This is a genomic window from Bacteroides sp. AM23-12, from assembly GCF_003434395.1.
GTDB lineage: Bacteria > Bacteroidota > Bacteroidia > Bacteroidales > Bacteroidaceae > Bacteroides > Bacteroides thetaiotaomicron.
On record NZ_QTLF01000006.1, the window covers coordinates 217,994 to 236,750 of the forward strand.

The 18,757-nt window shown below is 44.8% G+C and carries 17 protein-coding genes and 1 tRNA gene; 2 read left to right on the top strand and 16 right to left on the bottom strand.

Going from position 1 to position 18,757, the window contains the following annotated elements; all coding sequences use genetic code 11:
• Positions 1–22: 22 nt before the first annotated feature.
• Together DW640_RS08650 and mnmA are read right to left on the bottom strand one after the other, a co-directional pair.
• A complete protein-coding gene (locus DW640_RS08650) occupies positions 23–1,378 on the bottom strand; it encodes a S8 family serine peptidase (protein WP_008764149.1) in 1,356 nt (451 codons plus the stop codon).
• 24 nt (positions 1,379–1,402) lie between these two features.
• Positions 1,403–2,491: a tRNA 2-thiouridine(34) synthase MnmA gene (gene mnmA / locus DW640_RS08655; RefSeq protein ID WP_061473354.1), complete on the bottom strand. Its 1,089-nt coding sequence runs from the start codon at positions 2,489–2,491 to the stop codon at positions 1,403–1,405.
• Positions 2,492–3,395: 904 nt separating this feature from the next.
• Here mnmA and DW640_RS08665 point away from each other — a divergent pair.
• Entirely contained in the window at positions 3,396–4,274 is an 879-nt protein-coding gene (locus DW640_RS08665) for a hypothetical protein (protein ID WP_072067761.1), read from the top strand.
• Here DW640_RS08665 and DW640_RS08670 read toward each other — a convergent pair.
• The 5 genes from DW640_RS08670 to DW640_RS08690 form a co-directional block, all read right to left on the bottom strand.
• A complete protein-coding gene (locus DW640_RS08670; protein ID WP_008764146.1) occupies positions 4,249–5,256 on the bottom strand; it encodes a metallophosphoesterase family protein in 1,008 nt (335 codons plus the stop codon). The genes DW640_RS08665 and DW640_RS08670 overlap by 26 nt on opposite strands.
• Positions 5,257–5,293: 37 nt before the next feature.
• A complete protein-coding gene (ispF, locus tag DW640_RS08675; protein WP_008764145.1) occupies positions 5,294–5,773 on the bottom strand; it encodes a 2-C-methyl-D-erythritol 2,4-cyclodiphosphate synthase in 480 nt (159 codons plus the stop codon).
• Positions 5,774–5,812: 39 nt separating this feature from the next.
• Positions 5,813–6,427, bottom strand: a complete 615-nt coding sequence (locus DW640_RS08680) for a fumarylacetoacetate hydrolase family protein (protein WP_008760806.1) — start codon at positions 6,425–6,427, stop codon at positions 5,813–5,815.
• Positions 6,427–7,089 carry a redox-sensing transcriptional repressor Rex gene (locus DW640_RS08685; protein WP_008760805.1) on the bottom strand — a complete coding sequence of 221 codons (663 nt, stop codon included), beginning with the start codon at positions 7,087–7,089 and terminating at the stop codon, positions 6,427–6,429. The genes DW640_RS08680 and DW640_RS08685 overlap by 1 nt, the downstream gene beginning before the upstream one ends.
• Before the next feature lie 88 nt (positions 7,090–7,177).
• Positions 7,178–9,778, bottom strand: coding sequence for a DUF5686 and carboxypeptidase regulatory-like domain-containing protein (locus DW640_RS08690; RefSeq protein ID WP_199610305.1), 2,601 nt, complete (start codon positions 9,776–9,778; stop codon positions 7,178–7,180).
• Between the two features lie 111 nt (positions 9,779–9,889).
• Between DW640_RS08690 and DW640_RS08695 the strand changes: the two genes are divergently transcribed.
• Positions 9,890–10,240, top strand: coding sequence for a translation initiation factor (locus tag DW640_RS08695; protein ID WP_022470914.1), 351 nt, complete (start codon positions 9,890–9,892; stop codon positions 10,238–10,240).
• A 58-nt stretch (positions 10,241–10,298) separates the two neighbouring features.
• Here DW640_RS08695 and tsf read toward each other — a convergent pair whose 3' ends face one another.
• From tsf to DW640_RS08740, 9 genes are all read right to left on the bottom strand, one after another.
• Complete coding sequence (tsf, locus tag DW640_RS08700) at positions 10,299–11,291, bottom strand: translation elongation factor Ts (RefSeq protein WP_016269412.1); 993 nt, start codon at positions 11,289–11,291, stop codon at positions 10,299–10,301.
• A 125-nt stretch (positions 11,292–11,416) separates the two neighbouring features.
• Positions 11,417–12,253 (bottom strand): 30S ribosomal protein S2, encoded by an 837-nt coding sequence (gene rpsB / locus DW640_RS08705; protein WP_008760802.1) that lies wholly within the window; start codon positions 12,251–12,253, stop codon positions 11,417–11,419.
• Between the two features lie 121 nt (positions 12,254–12,374).
• Complete coding sequence (gene rpsI / locus DW640_RS08710; protein WP_008760801.1) at positions 12,375–12,761, bottom strand: 30S ribosomal protein S9; 387 nt, start codon at positions 12,759–12,761, stop codon at positions 12,375–12,377.
• Between the two features lie 6 nt (positions 12,762–12,767).
• Positions 12,768–13,229, bottom strand: a complete 462-nt coding sequence (rplM, locus tag DW640_RS08715; protein WP_008760800.1) for a 50S ribosomal protein L13 — start codon at positions 13,227–13,229, stop codon at positions 12,768–12,770.
• Positions 13,230–13,533: 304 nt separating this feature from the next.
• Positions 13,534–14,025 carry a DUF4488 domain-containing protein gene (locus tag DW640_RS08720; protein WP_008760799.1) on the bottom strand — a complete coding sequence of 164 codons (492 nt, stop codon included), beginning with the start codon at positions 14,023–14,025 and terminating at the stop codon, positions 13,534–13,536.
• 139 nt (positions 14,026–14,164) lie between these two features.
• Positions 14,165–15,568, bottom strand: a complete 1,404-nt coding sequence (gene asnS / locus DW640_RS08725; RefSeq protein ID WP_072067667.1) for an asparagine--tRNA ligase — start codon at positions 15,566–15,568, stop codon at positions 14,165–14,167.
• Between the two features lie 27 nt (positions 15,569–15,595).
• The gene (locus tag DW640_RS08730; protein WP_055229259.1) at positions 15,596–17,089 is read right to left on the bottom strand and encodes a pseudouridine synthase; all 1,494 of its coding nucleotides are present in this window, start codon (positions 17,087–17,089) and stop codon (positions 15,596–15,598) included.
• A 74-nt stretch (positions 17,090–17,163) separates the two neighbouring features.
• A complete protein-coding gene (gene purB, locus DW640_RS08735; RefSeq protein WP_008760796.1) occupies positions 17,164–18,510 on the bottom strand; it encodes an adenylosuccinate lyase in 1,347 nt (448 codons plus the stop codon).
• Positions 18,511–18,649: 139 nt separating this feature from the next.
• A tRNA-Val gene (locus DW640_RS08740) sits at positions 18,650–18,724 on the bottom strand.
• Positions 18,725–18,757 lie beyond the last annotated feature (33 nt).

An 18,757-nucleotide genomic window follows, 5' to 3' on the forward strand; every position in this document is an offset into this window, starting at 1 on the left:
ACGAAGAATAGCGGACCGTTCGTTATTCTTTGCTCATTTGGTATGCTTTCCAGAGATCCGGAATGCCATAACCGTAGATGTTGTCCGGAAAATCGGATCTGTCGCCTACGCTGCGCACCAGTTCGATCACTTCTTTGGCGGTCAACCTCGGGCAGGCCTGCCACAGGCAAGCTACCATTCCGCACATGATAGGAGAAGAGAAAGAGGTTCCGTTGGCCAGACGAAGATTACCGTCTGTGCCCACTATATCCGCCTTGAGGCCGACTGCTACGACATCCGGTTTCACACGTCCGTCGGCAGTATTGCCGACAGAAGAGAACGGGGCCAGTAACTTCTTCTTATCAATAGCACCCACAGTCAGTACATTCTCGGCATCGCCCGGAGGAGTGATTTTCTTCCATGAGCCGCTGCCAGAGTTACCGGCACTGCAAACGAGGACCATACCCTTATCTGCCGCCTTCGAAGCCTCCCTTGACATCAGTGCATAGTGTCCGTTCAGGTCACGGTAACGATAGTTCTTGGTCGGGTCGTCAAAGGTATAATAACCCAGTGAGGTATTCACAACATCCACGCCCACACTATCGGCAAATTCGATGGCTGCCGCCCAATAATCCTGCTCTACCAAATGCTCGGAAGCCTCATCCTCACTGCGAAGCAACCAGTAGGAGGCTTCCGGTGCGGTGCCGACCATGACATTCGGCTGATTCATTGCCATACAAGACAGCACTGACATACCGTGGTTGCTTTCGGCATAGATGTCCGCTTCGGGGTTCACAAAGTCGCGTGTTCCGAGTATGCGGATATTCTTCATCGCTTCGATTCTGTCCGCATTATGAAATCCGGCGTCGATAACGGCAATCGTCATGCCCTGCCCCTTGAATCCGGCATCGTGGAGAAGGTTGGCTCGGCTCATTTCAATCTGAGTGATAGCGGGCCCATACAGGCTGTCCGAACGCTGCGGATCATTGATCAGCGAATCTCTTTTGGTAACTGCCGACACTTTTCCCTGCCACACTTTCTCGGTGGAACGGACAAAAGGCAGTTTGGCTATTTCATCGATCAGCATACTGTCATTGCAGGAGACTGTAACGAAATTATCCCATTTTCCAGTGACAAGCACATGGACGCCTTTCTTTCGTATGGCATCTACATACTTCTTGCATACCGGCAAGTCGGTAGAGTCGATAGCCAGCTTCTGTCTCAACCTGCGGTCGATGGATTTTCTGGAAAGGAACTCCTCCGGTTGCTGGATGGAATAAGTGGTTGCAGCCTTATCTGTGAGGCTGATCCGATATTTCAAGGTATCGGTAGAGGTAAATTGAGCAGATGCTCCCACCGCTGTAGTCAGGATCAATGCCGCTAATACTAATCTTTTCATCTAAATCTCTCTATTTATTTTATTCTACAATTTGTCTTTATTCTCTATGATCACCAGTCCGATCCCCCGCTGCGAAGCGATAAACGCACCGCCAAGTACCCGCCGTCCATCGTAGAACACGGCAGACTGACCGGGGGCAACAGCCGAAGCCGTCTCAAGGAAACGCACCAACAAGCGTCCGTCTTCGAGGCGTTTCACCCGACAAGGTATCGGTCGGCTGCGGTAACGGATTCTCACCGCAAGATTCTCACAAGAGAACAATTCTTGCTCATCTACTATCCGGTCTTGTTCCGCCAGCATATATTCCGTCTGCAGTTGTTCGGCATCTCCCAGCATCACTGTATTCTTCTGCGGATTGATTTTCAGCACATAAGCGGGCTTTCCCAAGGCTATCTCCAGTCCTTTCCGCTGACCGATGGTATAATAAGGTGCTCCCTTATGCTGTCCCAACTTCACTCCTTCGGAGTTGACAAACCATCCCGGACCGATCTCCGTATCCAGTTCCGGACATTGCTCGCGCAGAAAATCACGGTAATCTCCCTGAATGAAACAGACTTCCATACTTTCGCCTTCCTTAGACTTAGCTTCATATCCTTTCTCCGCCAAGTACTCACGCACCTTTATTTTCGTATAGTCGCCCAACGGGAAGATACACCGCTTCAGTATATCCTGCCCCAGCCGCCATAGGAAGTAGGACTGATCTTTTTTATCATCATCTCCCGCTACAATATAGATGTGCCCGCTCCGCTCTTCCAGCCGGGAGTAATGTCCGGTCGCAATGTAGGCGCAGTCCAGCTTGTCGGCCCATTCCGCCAATACACGGAATTTAAACAAGGGGTTGCACATCACGCACGGATTCGGGGTACGTCCTTGCTTGTACTCATCGATAAAATTCTTCACGATGGTCTCCTTAAAAGGTATACGCTCGTCAGCCACATAATGTTCAATTCCCATTCGTGCAGCCAGTTCGCGGGCATCCTGAGGCTCGTCTCCCCAAACACGCATCGTGACTCCTACTATTTCATATCCCTGCTCTTGTAGCATCAGACAGGTAGCGGTACTGTCTATACCGCCACTCATGCCAACCAATACTCTTTTATTTCGTTCTTTCATCCGAATTTCCAATCATTAGAAGAATACAAAAGTACAAGATTATAGTCAGACAGCCATAAAAAAGGAAATGAAAAGTTTGTGTCCCCTAATGAATGAACAGGCAACAGCCCCATTGCCATCATCAGACAATCATTTCCTACTGTCTCTTTAATTATTCAAAACGGTTTAAAAATGATTCAAGATACTACTGACTATCATTCGGCGCAAATCCGTATGATTTGTAATCAGATGTATGAAAGAAGCATGGAGGACTTGACAAACCGCTTTTAATGTTGTATATTTGTAAGTGTAAACCGGAAGCAAATTCAATAACATTGATAATATAGACGAAAAATGAGCAATAATAAGTATTATATAATAACAGATTGCAGGCATTCCCACTCCGGGTAATGCTTGTTGGATAGTCTGATACAAGCTAAGGGCTGCGATTCCTTATGGGAATTGCAGCCCTTTTTGTTGCTTAAAATGGATGTTTATTGCAGGAATAACGAAATTAGAGTTTATAATAAACTTGGAGGACGTTTATAATAAACGATGAAAGAATTTATTAATAAATGATTGGCGGTTACCGCATAATTAGTCAAAGTCTTTCGTATAGATGTGGGTGCTGATTTTGAAAGATTCTTTATTTTCTAGGTAAATCGATGAATTATTGCTACAATACTACCTTTCTCTTTTTGTGTCATTGATCTGAACACCTTATGATGTTATGAGAAGAATAATCTTCGGACTCAATTTTTATTTTCGCTTTATTAGCTATTAATGCGAATCAGCGGTTGATTCAAATCTGAATCGGAAACGAGTTAACTTCACCAACAGGCTTTATTCGAAGAAACTCCCGCCAAGGCTTGCTTTTCTGAAAGAAAATCAGTATATTTGAATTATACCAAAAGCGAGAACAATTATGGCTAATCCAAAATTACCGGGAATTTCCGAAAGCGAGCAAGCCTTATTGTATGCCAAACTGAATGAATACAACCGAGGCAGAGCCTCCTTTAAAGAGGCAGGGGTTTATCTGGTGGTGTTGCCCCGACCGGGAAAGCCCAACTATTCCCTTTGGCTCTACTCTCCCCTGCCCGAAAAGCAATCGATTCTCTATATACACGATTTATCTCCGGATATCAACGAGTCCCTGCGGATAGCAAGCACCATGTTTTATTATTCGCGACGGTGCCTCATCCTGATGGATTACAACGAGAAGAGAATGCAGAGCAACGGTGACGACCTCATCTTTTTCGGCAAATACAGGGGACACTTCCTGCACGAAATCCTCAAAGTCGATCCTGCCTATCTAAGCTGGATCGCCTATAAGTTTACTCCGAAGATTCCCAAACAGGAGCGTTTCGTCAAAATAGCGCAGGCATATCATTCGGTACATCTGGACGTGATGCTGCGGAAGAGCAAAGAGGTACGCCGAAAAAGCCGCTATCTGGGAGAAGTGAACGAGAAGCTGACGGACTTAAAGTTGAAAGTCATGCGGGTACGCCTGGAAGACGATCCGTATAAAACAAGAGTATACGGAACGACTCCGCAATTTTTCGTCAAGCAGATACTGACTCTGAACGACGCCAGCGGCAACCTGGTGACGATGAGCATCCCATCAAAAACTCCCAGTGCGGTATCATGCACTCTATCCGGAATAGAGCATGAATATCGCCCGGGAGAAATTATATATGTAGCATCGGCGCGGGTGTCACGCCTGTTCGAAAGCTACGGTTCCAAATATACCCGCCTCAGCAATGTGAAGCTGGCAATAGTTAACGCTTGGTCCAGTCGTCTTTGACGAAACTTGCCGGATAGGTCACTTTGTCGACAATACCGTCTTTCTGACGAATCCAGGAAGTGAACGTGCGGGCGCCTTCATCAAGCACGATGATACGGGCACCGTTCGGCAGGTGATTGTATTCTGTATTTCCGCCTGTGAAACGACCGTAAGCCAACAGGATTCCTTTCCACATCACTGCATAATCATTGTCATGATCATGTCCCACGAATATTCCCATCACATCTCCGGATTCTTTCATGGCAGCAAACATACCCGTATTCAGTTTCGGCGCACAGGCTTCTTCCATGCGGGTTCCGCGCAGGATGGCATTTTCGTCGGAAGCTGCTTCATTGTATTCCGGCACAGGAATGTGGAAGAAAGCAAGTGCCGGCAATGGCTTCCCGCCGTTCTGTGCTGTATAGGCTGCGCTCTGCTGACGATACCAGTTGACCTGATCGAACGTGAGCCATGCGTAACCTTTCACATCCTTCAGCGGGGAGTAAGAATGAGAGTCCATGCAATACAGGACGGCTGCATCCTTCTTCGCATCGGAAGAGGCTTTCACGGTCAAGACATAATCCGGAGAAAGGACCGAGCCACGATCCGGCATCAGATTGCCGGGTACCTGACGGATGATGTCATATAGCTGTTCCCGCGTCATTCCCTGTTCATTATCATGATTGCCGAAAGTGACAACAAACGGCAGCTTACGCTTCGATACCTGTTCCAGCACCTGCAACATACCTTTATCTGCCGGAGCAGAATAAACGACATCTCCGGTGAAGATTACAAAATCAGGTTGTTCTTCGTCGAGTACCTGATTAATACGTTCCAATGCTATGTCGGAAGCGGGATTCTTATACTTGAAATGGACGTCGGTGAACTGTACGATTTTAAATTTACCGTCTTTATTGAAGCGTAATTCGCTCTTTTGGGCGAAGCAGAAGACGGTCATACACAAAGAGACCAGTGCTAAGAATAATTTTAAAGTTCGATTCATACTATTTATTGTTTAAGGGGGTTAGTAATCTGCTTTGTCAGTCCTTCTCTATCAACACAGTAGCATAAGCGGAAATGCCTTCTTCCCGTCCGGTAAAACCGAGTTTCTCCGTCGTAGTTGCCTTGATCGAGATATCTTCCGCATCGATTCCCATGACGGCTGCCATCGTTTCCTGCATCAAAGGGATATGGGCTTTCAGTTTGGGACGCTCCGCGCAAATAGTCGCATCGATATTCCCGACACGGTATCCTTTGGTCGCAATCAGTTCCACTGTCTTTTTCAAAAGAATCTTGCTGTCGATATTCTTGTACTCTCCGGCAGTATCCGGAAAATGATAACCGATATCGCGCATATTGGCGGCTCCCAACAAGGCATCGCAAACCGTATGCAGCAATACGTCAGCATCCGAATGTCCCAACAACCCTTTGGAATGTTCCAGACGGATACCGCCCAGCCACAATTCACGACCTTCGACCAACTGATGTACGTCGAAGCCAAAACCTACTCTTATTTTCATAAGCTATTTAATAAATGAGTCAAATAAAGAATACACGGGTCAACGTATGTAGAAGTCAAGCAGCTTTTCTCCTTCAAGATATCCCTGCAAGTGCTGACCGATACTGACCGGCCCTACTCCGGCAGGCGTGCCCGTAAATAGTAAATCGCCAATCTTCAAGGTTACAAACTGACTGACGTAAGCAATGATGTCATCAACTTTGAAAAGCATATCGGCTGTACAGCCGCGCTGCACTTCCTTGCCGTCAATCATCAGATTGAAATTCAGAGACTGGATATCTTTGTAGCGGTCTACCGGAACAAAGGTGCCGATAGCGGCAGAAGAGTCAAAACCTTTGCAAAGTTCCCACGGATTGCCCGCTTCGCGGAATTTCCGTTGCAGGTCACGGGCGGTAAAGTCAATGCCTACCGTCAATGCATCATAATAACGACTGGCAAAACGGGGAGAAATATTCTTTCCCAAACGGTTGATGCGTACTACAAGCTCCGTCTCATAATGTACTTCATTCGAAAAATCGGGGATAAAGAACGGTTTGCCATCTTTCAGAATAGCCGAATCGGGCTTCATGAAAATAACCGGTTCTTTATTTACGGATGTATGTCCCAGCTCCTGATTGTGCAGGGCATAGTTCATTCCTACGGCAATAATCTTCATTATTTGATTTCGTTAAAATTAAGGCGGTTGAACATCACCGCCAGATGAGCGTAAAGGGAGGTATTCTGTACCACTATGTCCTCAGGTACACGGATACGAAACGGGGTAAAGTTCCAGACTGCCTTGATTCCCCCGTCCACCATCATATCTGTGATGCACTGGGCAATCTCGATAGGAACGGTCAGCACGCCAATCTGCACGTCATATTCTTCCATCTTCTTCAGAAAGTCGTCCGAATGGTAGATAGGAATCCCGTTGAGGTTAGTGCCGACCAAAGTCGGGTCTACATCGAAAGCAGCCACAATCTCAAGCCCGAAATGCTTCAGACCGGAGTCCTGCAAAAGTGCGCCTCCCAGACTGCCGACCCCAAAAAGAAAAGCCTTATGTATCTCCGTGAACCCCAGGAAGTGCTCTAAAACCTCAATGAGCGCATCGACCTCGTACCCTACACGTGTACGCCCGGAGATATTCACATACGACAAGTCTTTTGCTATCTGTGAAGCGTCAATATTTATTTCCTTAGATATCTGCGTAGAAGAGACAAAACGTTCGCCTCTTTGCTTCAGCAACTTGACATTCGACAAGTACCAAGGCAGTCTGCGCAAAGTAGGCTCCGGCACTTTCGTACAATCTATCTGCTGTATCTTTTGGTTCTCGGCCATTTCTTTTATTTATTCAGGTTATAAGATTGACAAAAATACGTTTTTTTTCGGAATTGCAAGAATGATTCATACTATTTCTACACAGGTGCTATTCTCCCGCAAACGTTGACAACGGAATGCTGACGGAAACTCCCGCCGAGCGGTATTTCAAACTGTCGAAGCCAAGGAAGACGCCTAACCGTGCCAGTTTCATGAATCCGATGGAGTAACCGATTTCCGAATAGGGACGGCGGTCGTATTCCACAAGTGTACGGAGATGCAGCGCTTCATCGAGGTTCTTCTTTTTCAGAAAAGGAAGAAATTTCAGCAACAGACAGGGTGTGTACCAGGAAATATTAGCTTGTACCCAACGGGTATTGGTAGAGTATGCATAATTATCCAGCAAAGAGAATCCTGTATCAAACGAGCGTTCCGTCACCGGCAAACCTGTGGTCGCAAAATGCTTGAAATCGGGGAATTGCATACCGCTCTTATTCCAGAATGTTCCGGCATTAACAGCCCAGTCTAGTGTATTAAACATTCCGAACTCTATGCTCTGCCTGGCCGAAAACTCCGCCAAGTGATAGGACGGAGAAGGCAAAGCCCCTTTCAACGGGAAAGCACGGTCATAACGCAATGTAAAGGTAGGGCATTTGGATTCTTCATATACTTTCTTTCCTCTGTACATCCGGTAATAATGAGCCGGTGTATATTCCAAGGCAAAGGAAGCTTTCAATAATTCATTTTCCGGCATCGGATAGAATGCCCGGCTGTCCGGAATATTCGACTCCGCTTCTTTCTTGAACCAGCTCCGGTGTATATGATTCTCCAGCATCTGTCGTCGCTGCCAGGAAAGCGAGGTAGAAAGCAACAAACTATTCGCCAGTTCGATCTTATTTTGGAAAGACAGGAAACGCTTCTCATAGAGTTTCACATCATTCCGCCCGAAGAAAGAAGAGGCAACGGTATTTATCAGACGGGATTCTCCACTTTCTCCATTATAATCGGCAGAAAGAACTCCGCCGGACAGTTCCAGATATCCCCGTCGCCTCGGAGCATAACTCAAGGAGAGTTCACTTTGCCCTGCTACCGCTTTACGGGCAGTGGTATAATAAGCAGAAGGAGTGAATTGCAAAGTAGAGGCCTCCGATAATTTCAACCCTGTTTCAAACTTAGCTCCCAGCCAGAAGCCATCTACAAAATTATACTCAGGCACATAGGAAGGCAAGCCTTTCCAGCCAATCCATGCTTTCTTGTCTGAAGTACGATAGGTTTTACCCATCAGGAATGTTTGAATGATCTTTTTCCCAACTGTTGTTTTAGCCGAATCATTCTCCTGAAGGGAGTCTTTGGAGAGGGATAACTCTTCTTTATGGATATAACTCTGTATTTCTTCCGGACGCAAAGGAACACTTCTGACAGCTGCCCAATAAAGCGAATCCTTTTTGTCCGCCAGCGAATCGGTCTTTATATTCACTTCTCTCTTTCTCACTTTACGTTCATATTTATGCGGAGAACGTGCAGTATCGGATTCGGCAATGTTCTTTTCCATCAGCTTAGATAGCTTATAGGCTTCACTCAAAGTCAAGTCCTCCTTCGTCGACAGTTCTTCTATCTGCTTTACAAGCTTCTGCTGCTTCCTGTTTTGTTTCGGTGAGGCATCAGAAGCCCCATTCATCACTTGCTGACGGTCTGCTATTTCCACATTCGTATAATGTACTGCTGCCAGATAGGAAGCCTCTGCAGAAAATCCCATCATTTTGATTTCACAGGACATACTTGTGGAGGTAGCCAGGAAAACAGAAGGCTGAACTTCTTTACAAGTTGCCTTGACCGTAGCTTTCAGGCCACTCATACGGATAGAAAATTCAGCCGCAGAGACGCACCAAAGATCTTCCACAATATACAAATCTCCGGACACCAGACGCGGACTGTCTTGCTTGGGGATGACTTTTATTTTATTGATCAGATGGTTGCCTTCACTATAGCAGCCTTCCAGTTTAAAACGGTAATAAGAGAATGCTCCGGCACTTAGCGGTGATACTTTATCGAAGATAGTAGGCTCGTAAAAGTTAATAGTGGTCAGACCGATTCTGACCTCCATCTCCTCGGGAAATGAATTGGAATAGGCCTTTACCTGATTCTCCCAAGTAGAGGGTGCCTTAAAAGTCACCACTCTCTGTTCCTCCATCACAAACAACTTGCCCAGAAACTCTTTCGACTCTTTCCTAACTTCCTTCGACAACTTTAGAATTGCGGGAATAGTCTTCATTTTTCCTGTGCCTTTCAGATAGGTTCCGGCCCTAAATCCCTTCACCTGTGTCCGGTAATAAGGAGCATTCGCAATCGCCTTACGCATTACGGAATAGGCCGGATCTTCCGCACCTTTCACCACATTCACTTCCCGCAGACTATATATTTGTTCGGAGAGCACAATATTCTTTTCCACATCTCCGGCAGATATGGAAAAGGAGAATGTTTGTCCGGCGAAACCTAAAGAAGAAACCTCACAGGTATATTGTCCCGCCGGGAGCGAGGTCTGAAAACAGCCGTTATCATCGGTAGTGAAGCCTGTTTTAAGTTCTTTCAGATAGAGTGCCGCATAGGGGATCGGATTTCCTGCAAGATCAACGACTCTGCCTTTAAATGTTTGTGCCCAAAGAGAAATAGTAAAAGAACATATGAGAGCAAACGCTATGGATCGTTTCATCATTTTCTGTTTATTAGTCTTATTTCGTTTTATTATTAGACGCCAAAGTAAACAAAAGATTGCAAAGTTCCCCACAAAATATTACTTTTGACACAATAAAAGCTGAAGTATATGAAAAATAATGATTGGAAAGATAGATTGAACGTGGTCTACTCTACAAATCCTGATTTCAACTATGACATGGATGACGATCAGGAACAAGTGACGCTGGACAAGAATAAACAGAACCTTCGGGTTTCTCTCGACAGAAAAAACCGTGGCGGCAAAGTAGTTACACTCATCACCGGATTCGTTGGAACAGAGAATGACCAAAAAGAACTCGGGAAAATGCTAAAAAGTAAATGCGGAGTCGGAGGTTCGGCCAAAGACGGGGAAATCATCGTACAGGGAGATTTCAAACAGAAAGTGATAGACCTGTTGATAAAAGAAGGATATACAAAGACCAAAGGAGTCGGAGGATAATGAGAAAGGGCGGAAACCATCAAAGTTCCGCCCTTCTCTATTATCTTTTTGAGATAGATTATTCAGCTTTCAGAGTGAAGCGCTTAAAGTCAAGAACCTTCAGTTCAGGATCAGCAGCTGCCAATACTTCTCTTACAGTCTTCTTAGCGTCCATAATATCTTCCTGGTTCAGCAGACAAACTTCCTTCAAGAACTTACCCAGACGACCCTTAGCGATGTTCTGAATCATTTGTTCCGGCAGATGTGCAGCCTTTTCAGCAGAAACGGTAGCAATAATTTCCTTTGCCTTAGCTATATCTTCAGCTGTAATCCAGCCCTTAGCCATATTACTTTCCATGTGCTCTTCGCTATCTACATGAGCAGGGTTGATATTAGCTTTCTTCAAAGCAGCTTCTACAGCTTTCTGTACCTGTTCAGCTTTTGTTTTCTCGATAGCAACAGCAATTTCCTTTTCCTTCACTTCTTCAGAAACACCGTCTTCATCAATAGCAATCGGATTCATGGCAGCAATCTGCATAGCTACTTGCTTAGCCAACTGTTCGTCAACGTTCTTGTTAAAAGCAACAATGGTACAAAGACCGTTTCTGTTCATGTGGTTGTAAACAGCAGTGCTTGCACCCTCTACAGTCATGTAACCATCAAGCTCCATTTTCTCACCTGTGATACCGCTACGGTCAACCACTGCATCCTGTACAGTACCGTTACCCATCGGCAAAGCTTTTACTTCGTCCAATGTCTTGCATTTGTTAGCCACAGCAAGATCAAGAATATCCTGAGTCAGTTTCACAAAATCAGCATTCTGAGCCACAAAGTCAGTTTCACACTTCAGAGCAATGACAACGGCATAGTCACCGGTAGTCTTAGCCAAAACGCAACCTTCAGAAGCATCACGTTCTGAACGCTTAGCAGCAACAGCTTGTCCTTTCTTACGGATAATTTCCATTGCCTTGTCGTAATCGCCTTCAGCTTCTGTTAATGCGTTCTTGCAATCCATCATACCAGCTCCGGTCATTTTGCGCAGCTTGGTAATATCAGCCATAGTTACAGCCATAATAATTTCCTTTATTTAAATGAATAATAATTTTCAAAACAAAAAATGTGCCAATCTGCCAATACAATGCAGGATGAGGTAACTACCACACGCCTGCACGCTAGCAAATTGGCACATTTATATATTTAAGCCTCTTCGTCTTCCTTGATGAAGGCAGCAGCTTTCGCTGCGTTGATAGCTTCTTCATCAGACTTGTCGAGTCTTGCTTTTACTGATTTCTTCTTGCCTTTGTTTGCAGGAGCTTCACCAGCAGCTTCCATATCGATCTTTTCAGCTTTTCTTTCTTCCAAACCTTCGATCATTGCAGCACAGCAAGCATCCAGGATAACTTCTACCGATTTAGTAGCGTCATCGTTAGCAGGAATTACGAAGTCAACGTTTGTAGGATCAGAGTTAGTATCAACGATACCGAATACAGGGATACCCAGACGGTTAGCTTCACGAACTGCGATATTTTCTTTCATTACGTCGATAACGAACAATGCAGACGGCAGACGAGTCAGGTCAGCGATAGAGCCCAAAGTCTTGTCCAATTTTGCACGTTGACGAGAGATCTGAAGAACTTCTCTCTTAGAAAGGTTAGAATATGTACCATCGTTAGTCAATTTATCGATAGTAGCCATCTTCTTCACAGCCTTACGGATAGTCGGGAAGTTGGTCAACATACCACCCGGCCAGCGCTCGATTACATAAGGCATATTAACAGATTGAGCTTTCTCAGCAACAACCTGCTTTGCTTGTTTTTTAGTAGCAACAAAAAGAACTTTCTTGCCTGATTTGGCAATCTGTTTCAAAGCTTCAGCAGCTTCGTCTACTTTTGCAACTGTTTTGTGGAGATCAATGATGTGAATACCATTGCGTTCCATGAAAATATAAGGAGCCATTGCAGGGTTCCACTTTCTCTTAAGGTGTCCGAAGTGGCAACCGGCTTCCAATAAAGTATCAAAATTTGTTCTTGACATCTTGTTTTTTCTTTAAATCGTTTACTTTCTTTTTTGTTTTTTCTAAACCAACCGCTGGGTAGTCTATGAGCAGAGTCCCAGTAGTTTAGATACTAAACATATTCCTCGGTCAGGCAGCACATTAACGCTTGCTGAACTGGAATCTTCTACGAGCTTTCGGCTGTCCCGGTTTCTTACGCTCTACAGAACGTGGGTCACGAGTCATGAAGCCTTCAGCACGAAGTGCAGCCTTATCTTCAGCGTTCATCTTAACCAATGCGCGAGCGATTGCCAAACGCAATGCCTGAGACTGGCCAGTGAAACCACCACCACACAAGTTTACTTTGATGTCATACTTCTCAGCAGCACCCAGCTTGTTCAATGGTTGTTTTACAACATACTGAAGTATAGTTGATGGAAAGTACTCTGCAAGGTCTCTCTTGTTAATAGTAATCTTTCCTGTACCTTCGCTTACGAATACACGTGCAATTGCACGTTTACGTCTGCCTAATGCATTTACTACTTCCATTATATCTTATTTATATGAATTAATATCAATCATTTTCGGGCTCTGAGCTTCATGTTTGTGTTCGCTACCAGCGTATACATACAGGTTACCCAGCAATTTAGCTCCCAAGATATTCTTAGGAAGCATACCTTTCACTACTTTTTTCAGTAATCTCTCTTCGCCGTTCGGTTTAGTGATCAAACGGGCAGGAGTCATTTCTCTCTGACCACCAGGGTAGCCTGTATATGACAAATATACTCTGTCATTCCATTTGTTACCAGTCAGTTTTACTTTGTCTGCATTGATGATAATAACGTTATCACCGCAGTCTACGTGAGGAGTAAAGTTTGGTTTGTACTTTCCTCTCAGCAATTTTGCAACTTTTGCTCCCAGACGACCTAAAGTTTGGTCTGTAGCGTCAACGATAACCCATTCTTTGGTTACGGTCGCTTTGTTTGCAGAAATGGTCTTGTAACTTAAAGTATCCACTCTAATTTTGTTTTTTAAATGTTACTACTAAAAATTTTCTTCACCACATATCAGCCTCCCCGGACAAAGGAGGACTAACTTGCTATGAATTAATCTCTTATCATTTTGTGATAATAATCGGCTTGCAAAAGTACGGCTTTTCTTTGAATTGGCAAACTATTTCTAGCTTTTTTTGGATTTATCGGGTTGAATGACAAGGGAAACTTACTATATTTGTAGATAAGGTGCAGAAAATAAAAAGGCCTCCTCCGGATTGACACCGGGGAGGTCAAAAAACAACAAAGAATCTATATTGCAATCTAATTTATCGCACAATATCTTCCGGAAACTTAGCCGGCATCTCCACCCGTTTCCAGGTCTCATAATACCAAGCGTTCAGTTCATTTCCGTTCAGATCGTTCTTGATGAAGTATTTCAAATGCAGATAATCATTATCCTTTATTTCAAACTCCAGAATATTATCCTGATTATCGAGCATCGGAAGGTGGATATTCTTCTCGATACTCTCTTTATAAGAATCATCAGTCAACTGTTTATACGTACCATATCCTGTGATAATCGCATCCGAACCGGGAATAATGGTAAAATTCACGATTCTGCCGTCATCACTCAATACCTTAAATGTATTACTGGGTTTCAACGATCCCGGAACATCGGGAGATTCTGATACATAATGGCACAACTGCCAGATCCCTTTCAAATCGGCCGGTTTGAATTTGGTTTTCTTTTGGGCCGTCGCACCTGTTACCGCTAACAACATAATTGAAAGCATGGTAAAGAAATAGAGCTTTTTCATGACAATATGATTTTAGTTAACACTTTTAAAGGCGTATGTCCAAATATAAAGATTTATTTTGAGAAAGTAACAATCAAATGCATAAAAAAACTCGCACAATCAAAAGATTATGCGAGTTTTACATAAATATACCGAAATATTAGAAATCAGCATTTCTCGGTGTACGCGGGAACGGTATCACGTCACGGATATTTGACATACCTGTTACAAACAGCAACAGACGTTCAAAACCGAGTCCGAAACCGGAGTGAGGACAAGTACCGAACTTACGGGTATCCAGATACCACCACATATCCTTCATCGGGATATGCATTTCTTCAATACGAGTCATCAGCTTGTTATAATCCGCTTCACGTTCAGAACCACCAATGATCTCACCGATCTTCGGGAAAAGAACGTCCATCGCACGTACTGTCTTTCCATCCTCGTTCTGCTTCATATAGAAGGCTTTGATTTCCTTCGGATAATCAGTCAGAATCACCGGACGTTTGAAGTGATCTTCCACCAGATAGCGTTCGTGCTCGGAAGCCAAGTCTACTCCCCAGTAAACAGGGAATTCGAACTTGTGACCTTTCGCAACGGCATCTTCCAGAATCTTGATACCATCCGTATAAGGCAAACGAACGAAATCATCCTTCAATACACCTTGCAGACGTTCAATCAAGCCCTTATCGAACATATCGTTCAGGAACTTCACATCATCCGCACAGTTATCCAACGCCCATTTCACACAATATTTGATAAACTCTTCTGCCAGGTCCATATTATCAGCAATGTCGTTGAACGCAACTTCCGGCTCAATCATCCAGAACTCTGCCAAATGGCGGGGAGTATTGGAGTTTTCGGCACGGAAAGTAGGACCGAATGTGTAGATAGCGCCCAAAGCAGTGGCAGCCAATTCACCTTCCAACTGACCGGATACTGTCAAACTTGCCTGCTTGCCGAAGAAGTCGTCATCATAAGAGATAGAACCTCTTTCGTCTTTCTTCAAGTCATACAGATTCATGGTAGTTACCTGAAACATCTGTCCGGCACCTTCACAGTCGGAACCTGTGATAATCGGTGTATGGAAATAGAAAAATCCCTTTTCATGGAAAAACTTGTGAATAGCAATCGCCATGTTGTGACGAATGCGGAACACTGCACCAAAGGTATTGGTACGCGGACGCAAGTGAGCGATCTCGCGCAAGAATTCCATGGAGTGACCTTTTTTCTGCAATGGATATGTATTGTCGCAAGTACCCAGCACTTCGATTTCTTTAGCCTGCACTTCCACCTTCTGACCGGAACCCACAGATTCCACCATTACTCCGTTCACACTAATACAAGCCCCGGTAGTAATCAGTTTCAGCATCTCTTCATCGAAATTAGCCAGATCTACTACGATCTGCACATTATTTATTGTAGAACCGTCATTCAGTGCGATAAAGTTAACTTGTTTGCTACCTCTGCGGGTGCGAACCCATCCTTTCACATTGACCATAGCGCCAATATCTTCGCGCTTCAACAGATCAACAATTTTTGTTCTACCAATCTTTTCCATAAAACTTTTTTAATACAATATTATATATTACTCAAACGACCCCATGCGGAGGTAGTTTACTTCTGCTTCCGACAGGTAACGCCAGTCTCCGCGGCGCAGACCTTTTTTGGTCAGTCCGGCAAAGAATACACGGTCGAGTTTTACTACTTTATATCCCAGTGATTCGAAAATACGGCGAACGATACGGTTCTTGCCGGAGTGAATCTCGATACCTACCTGGTCTTTCTTGAAATCATCTGTGTAGCTGATAGCATCTGCATGGATTTCACCGTCTTCCAACTGTACGCCGGCTGCAATCTGATCCATATCTGCTTTTGTCAGGTTCTTGTCCAGATGAACATGATATATTTTCTTTTTCAAGAATTTCGGGTGTGTCAGCTTGGAAGCCAGGTCACCGTCATTTGTCAACAGAAGTACACCAGTCGTGTTGCGGTCAAGACGCCCTACCGGATAAATGCGTTCGTTGCAAGCGCCTTTTACCAGATCCATTACCGTGCGGCGTTCCTGCGGATCATCCGATGTAGTAACCGTATCTTTCGGCTTATTCAACAGTACGTATACCTTACGTTCGATGCTTACCGGTTCATCGTGGAACTTCACCACATCCGAGCGTTTGATCTTTGTACCCAATTCAGTTACTACTTCACCGTTTACAGAAACCACACCTGCTGTGATAAACTCATCAGCTTCGCGACGTGAGCAAACACCGGCATTAGCCAGGAACTTGTTCAGACGAATCGGTTCGTTCGGATCAACAAACTGTTCCTTGTACTCAATCTGCTTCTTGATGCTATACTTAGCATTCGGATCGTAATCACTGGTACGCGGACGCGGACGATAGCCACCCTGCGAACGATCATTGTTAAATCTCGGACGATAGCCGCCACCACCGTTGTTATTACGATAGCCACCACCTTCACCACTGTTGAAGCGGGGACGATATGGACGGTCACCGCCATCACGGTTGTAAGGACGCTGAGGACGGTCGCCACCTTCACCACTGTTGAAACGGGGACGGTACGGACGGTCGCCATAAGAGCGTTGCTCGCCACCTTCACGATTGTAAGGACGCTGCGGACGATCGCCACCTTCGCCGTTCGGATTGAATCTCGGACGATACGGACGGTCTCCACCTTCACGGTTGTAAGAAGGGCGTTGAGGACGATCATAAGAACGTTGTTCACCACCTTCGCGGTTGTAAGGACGTTGCGGACGTTCGCCTCCTTCATTGTTGCTATTGAAGCGAGGACGATACGGACGGTCTCCACCTTCACGATTGTAAGAAGGACGTTGGGGGCGATCATAAGAACGTTCACCATAAGAACGCTGTGGGCGCTCTCCACCTTCACTATTCGGATTAAATCGCGGGCGATACGGACGATCCCCACCTTCACGGTTGTAAGAAGGACGATACGGACGTTCTCCACCTTCTCTGTTGTAAGACTTGTTACCATCACGGCCGGCACCTGTATTCTCCTCATTGTAAGAATTTTCGCGCCATTCTTCGTTTTCTGTGCTCATTTTTTTATTCGAATAAAATTAGACTTTGGCCTCACGGCCTATTTAAAAAACACGTTTATTGTATAAGTAAACAATTAAAGTCCCGTATATGTATGCGGAGTAATTGCTCTTAACTCTTTTTTAATATCTTCGCTTACGTTCAAGCCTTCGATAAACTCTTTAATAGAACTTTCTGTAATAGCCTGGTTGGTCCGGGTCAAAGCTTTCAATGCTTCATACGGATGCGGGTAAGCCTCGCGGCGTAAAATCGTCTGGATTGCCTCAGCCACTACGCTCCAGCAGTTGTCCAGATCACGGTAAATAGCCGGTTCGTTCAGCAACAGTTTGCGAAGTCCTTTCAGTGAACTCTGAATAGCAATCACGATATGACCGAAAGGCACGCCTACATTACGGAGCACCGTAGAGTCTGTCAGGTCACGCTGCAAACGGGAAACAGGCAGTTTCACAGCCAGGTGTTCCAGAATAGAAGTTGCGATACCCAAATTACCTTCCGCATTTTCAAAGTCGATCGGATTCACTTTATGCGGCATCGCGCTTGATCCTACCTCACCGGCTTTGATCTTCTGCTTGAAGTATTCCATAGAAATATATTGCCAGAAGTCACGGTTCATATCCACCATTATGGTGTTGATACGTTTCATCGCGTCAAAGACAGCAGACAAGTTATCGTAGTTCGAAATCTGAGTGGTATATTCTTCGCGTTCCAGTCCCAGTTTCTCTGCAACAAACCGATTACCGAATTGTTTCCAGTCATATTGAGGATATGCTACATGATGAGCATTGTAATTTCCGGTAGCGCCACCGAATTTTGCAGTGATCGGACATGCTTTCAGCATAGCCAGCTGACGTTCCAGGCGGTAAACGAATACCATCACTTCCTTACCCAGACGAGTCGGAGAAGCCGGTTGCCCATGAGTTTTGGCAAGCATCGGGATTTCAGCCCATTCTGTTGCATACGTTTTCAGTTGTGCAATCAGTTCTTCGATCAGCGGATAATAGACTTTATCCAAAGCTTCCTTGATAGAAAGAGGCACAGACGTATTATTAATGTCTTGAGAAGTCAATCCGAAGTGAATGAATTCTTTATAGTCATCCATTCCACCCAGCTTATCGAATTCTTCTTTCAGGAAATATTCTACGGCTTTTACATCATGGTTGGTTACACTTTCGATATCTTTAATGCGTTGCGCATCTGCTTCCGAGAAGTTACGGTAGATATTCCGTAAAGTTTCAAACACGCTGCTATCGATTCCTTTCAACTGCGGCAAAGGAAGTTCGCACAAGGTGATAAAGTATTCCACCTCTACCTGTACACGGTATTTAATCAGTGCAAATTCAGAGAAATAAGCTGCCAAAGCTTTAGTTTTGCCTCTATATCGACCATCAATCGGAGATATGGCCGTTAATACATCAAGTTCCATACGTTTTCTTAGATAATTATCAGACTGCAAAATTAACTCTTTTTCCTGAGTTATAAGGCAAAAGGATAAAGAAAGTTTGTATAAAAGCGGTAAGAAATAAAAAAAGTCTCACGAATTTCTTCGTAAGACTTCTATTTCGTGGGCGCTGAGGGATTCGAACCCCCGACCCTCTGGGTGTAAACCAGATGCTCTGAACCAGCTGAGCTAAGCGCCCTTTTGTTGACGGAAGTGTTTCGGTATTCTTTGT

What these genes read in the sequence shown, in the direction of transcription:
- DW640_RS08690 (WP_199610305.1), bottom strand. Translation starts at nt 9,778, where the DNA reads ATGAAACGATCCATAGCGTTTGCTCTCATATGTTCTTTTACTATTTCT.
- asnS (WP_072067667.1), bottom strand. Translation starts at nt 15,568, where the DNA reads ATGGAAAAGATTGGTAGAACAAAAATTGTTGATCTGTTGAAGCGCGAA.
- mnmA (WP_061473354.1), bottom strand. Translation starts at nt 2,491, where the DNA reads ATGAAAGAACGAAATAAAAGAGTATTGGTTGGCATGAGTGGCGGTATA.
- rpsI (WP_008760801.1), bottom strand. Translation starts at nt 12,761, where the DNA reads ATGGAAGTAGTAAATGCATTAGGCAGACGTAAACGTGCAATTGCACGT.
- DW640_RS08650 (WP_008764149.1), bottom strand. Translation starts at nt 1,378, where the DNA reads ATGAAAAGATTAGTATTAGCGGCATTGATCCTGACTACAGCGGTGGGA.
- DW640_RS08665 (WP_072067761.1), top strand. Translation starts at nt 3,396, where the DNA reads ATGGCTAATCCAAAATTACCGGGAATTTCCGAAAGCGAGCAAGCCTTA.
- DW640_RS08670 (WP_008764146.1), bottom strand. Translation starts at nt 5,256, where the DNA reads ATGAATCGAACTTTAAAATTATTCTTAGCACTGGTCTCTTTGTGTATG.
- DW640_RS08720 (WP_008760799.1), bottom strand. Translation starts at nt 14,025, where the DNA reads ATGAAAAAGCTCTATTTCTTTACCATGCTTTCAATTATGTTGTTAGCG.
- tsf (WP_016269412.1), bottom strand. Translation starts at nt 11,291, where the DNA reads ATGGCTGTAACTATGGCTGATATTACCAAGCTGCGCAAAATGACCGGA.
- DW640_RS08730 (WP_055229259.1), bottom strand. Translation starts at nt 17,089, where the DNA reads ATGAGCACAGAAAACGAAGAATGGCGCGAAAATTCTTACAATGAGGAG.
- DW640_RS08685 (WP_008760805.1), bottom strand. Translation starts at nt 7,089, where the DNA reads ATGGCCGAGAACCAAAAGATACAGCAGATAGATTGTACGAAAGTGCCG.
- rpsB (WP_008760802.1), bottom strand. Translation starts at nt 12,253, where the DNA reads ATGTCAAGAACAAATTTTGATACTTTATTGGAAGCCGGTTGCCACTTC.
- ispF (WP_008764145.1), bottom strand. Translation starts at nt 5,773, where the DNA reads ATGAAAATAAGAGTAGGTTTTGGCTTCGACGTACATCAGTTGGTCGAA.
- DW640_RS08695 (WP_022470914.1), top strand. Translation starts at nt 9,890, where the DNA reads ATGAAAAATAATGATTGGAAAGATAGATTGAACGTGGTCTACTCTACA.
- purB (WP_008760796.1), bottom strand. Translation starts at nt 18,510, where the DNA reads ATGGAACTTGATGTATTAACGGCCATATCTCCGATTGATGGTCGATAT.
- DW640_RS08680 (WP_008760806.1), bottom strand. Translation starts at nt 6,427, where the DNA reads ATGAAGATTATTGCCGTAGGAATGAACTATGCCCTGCACAATCAGGAG.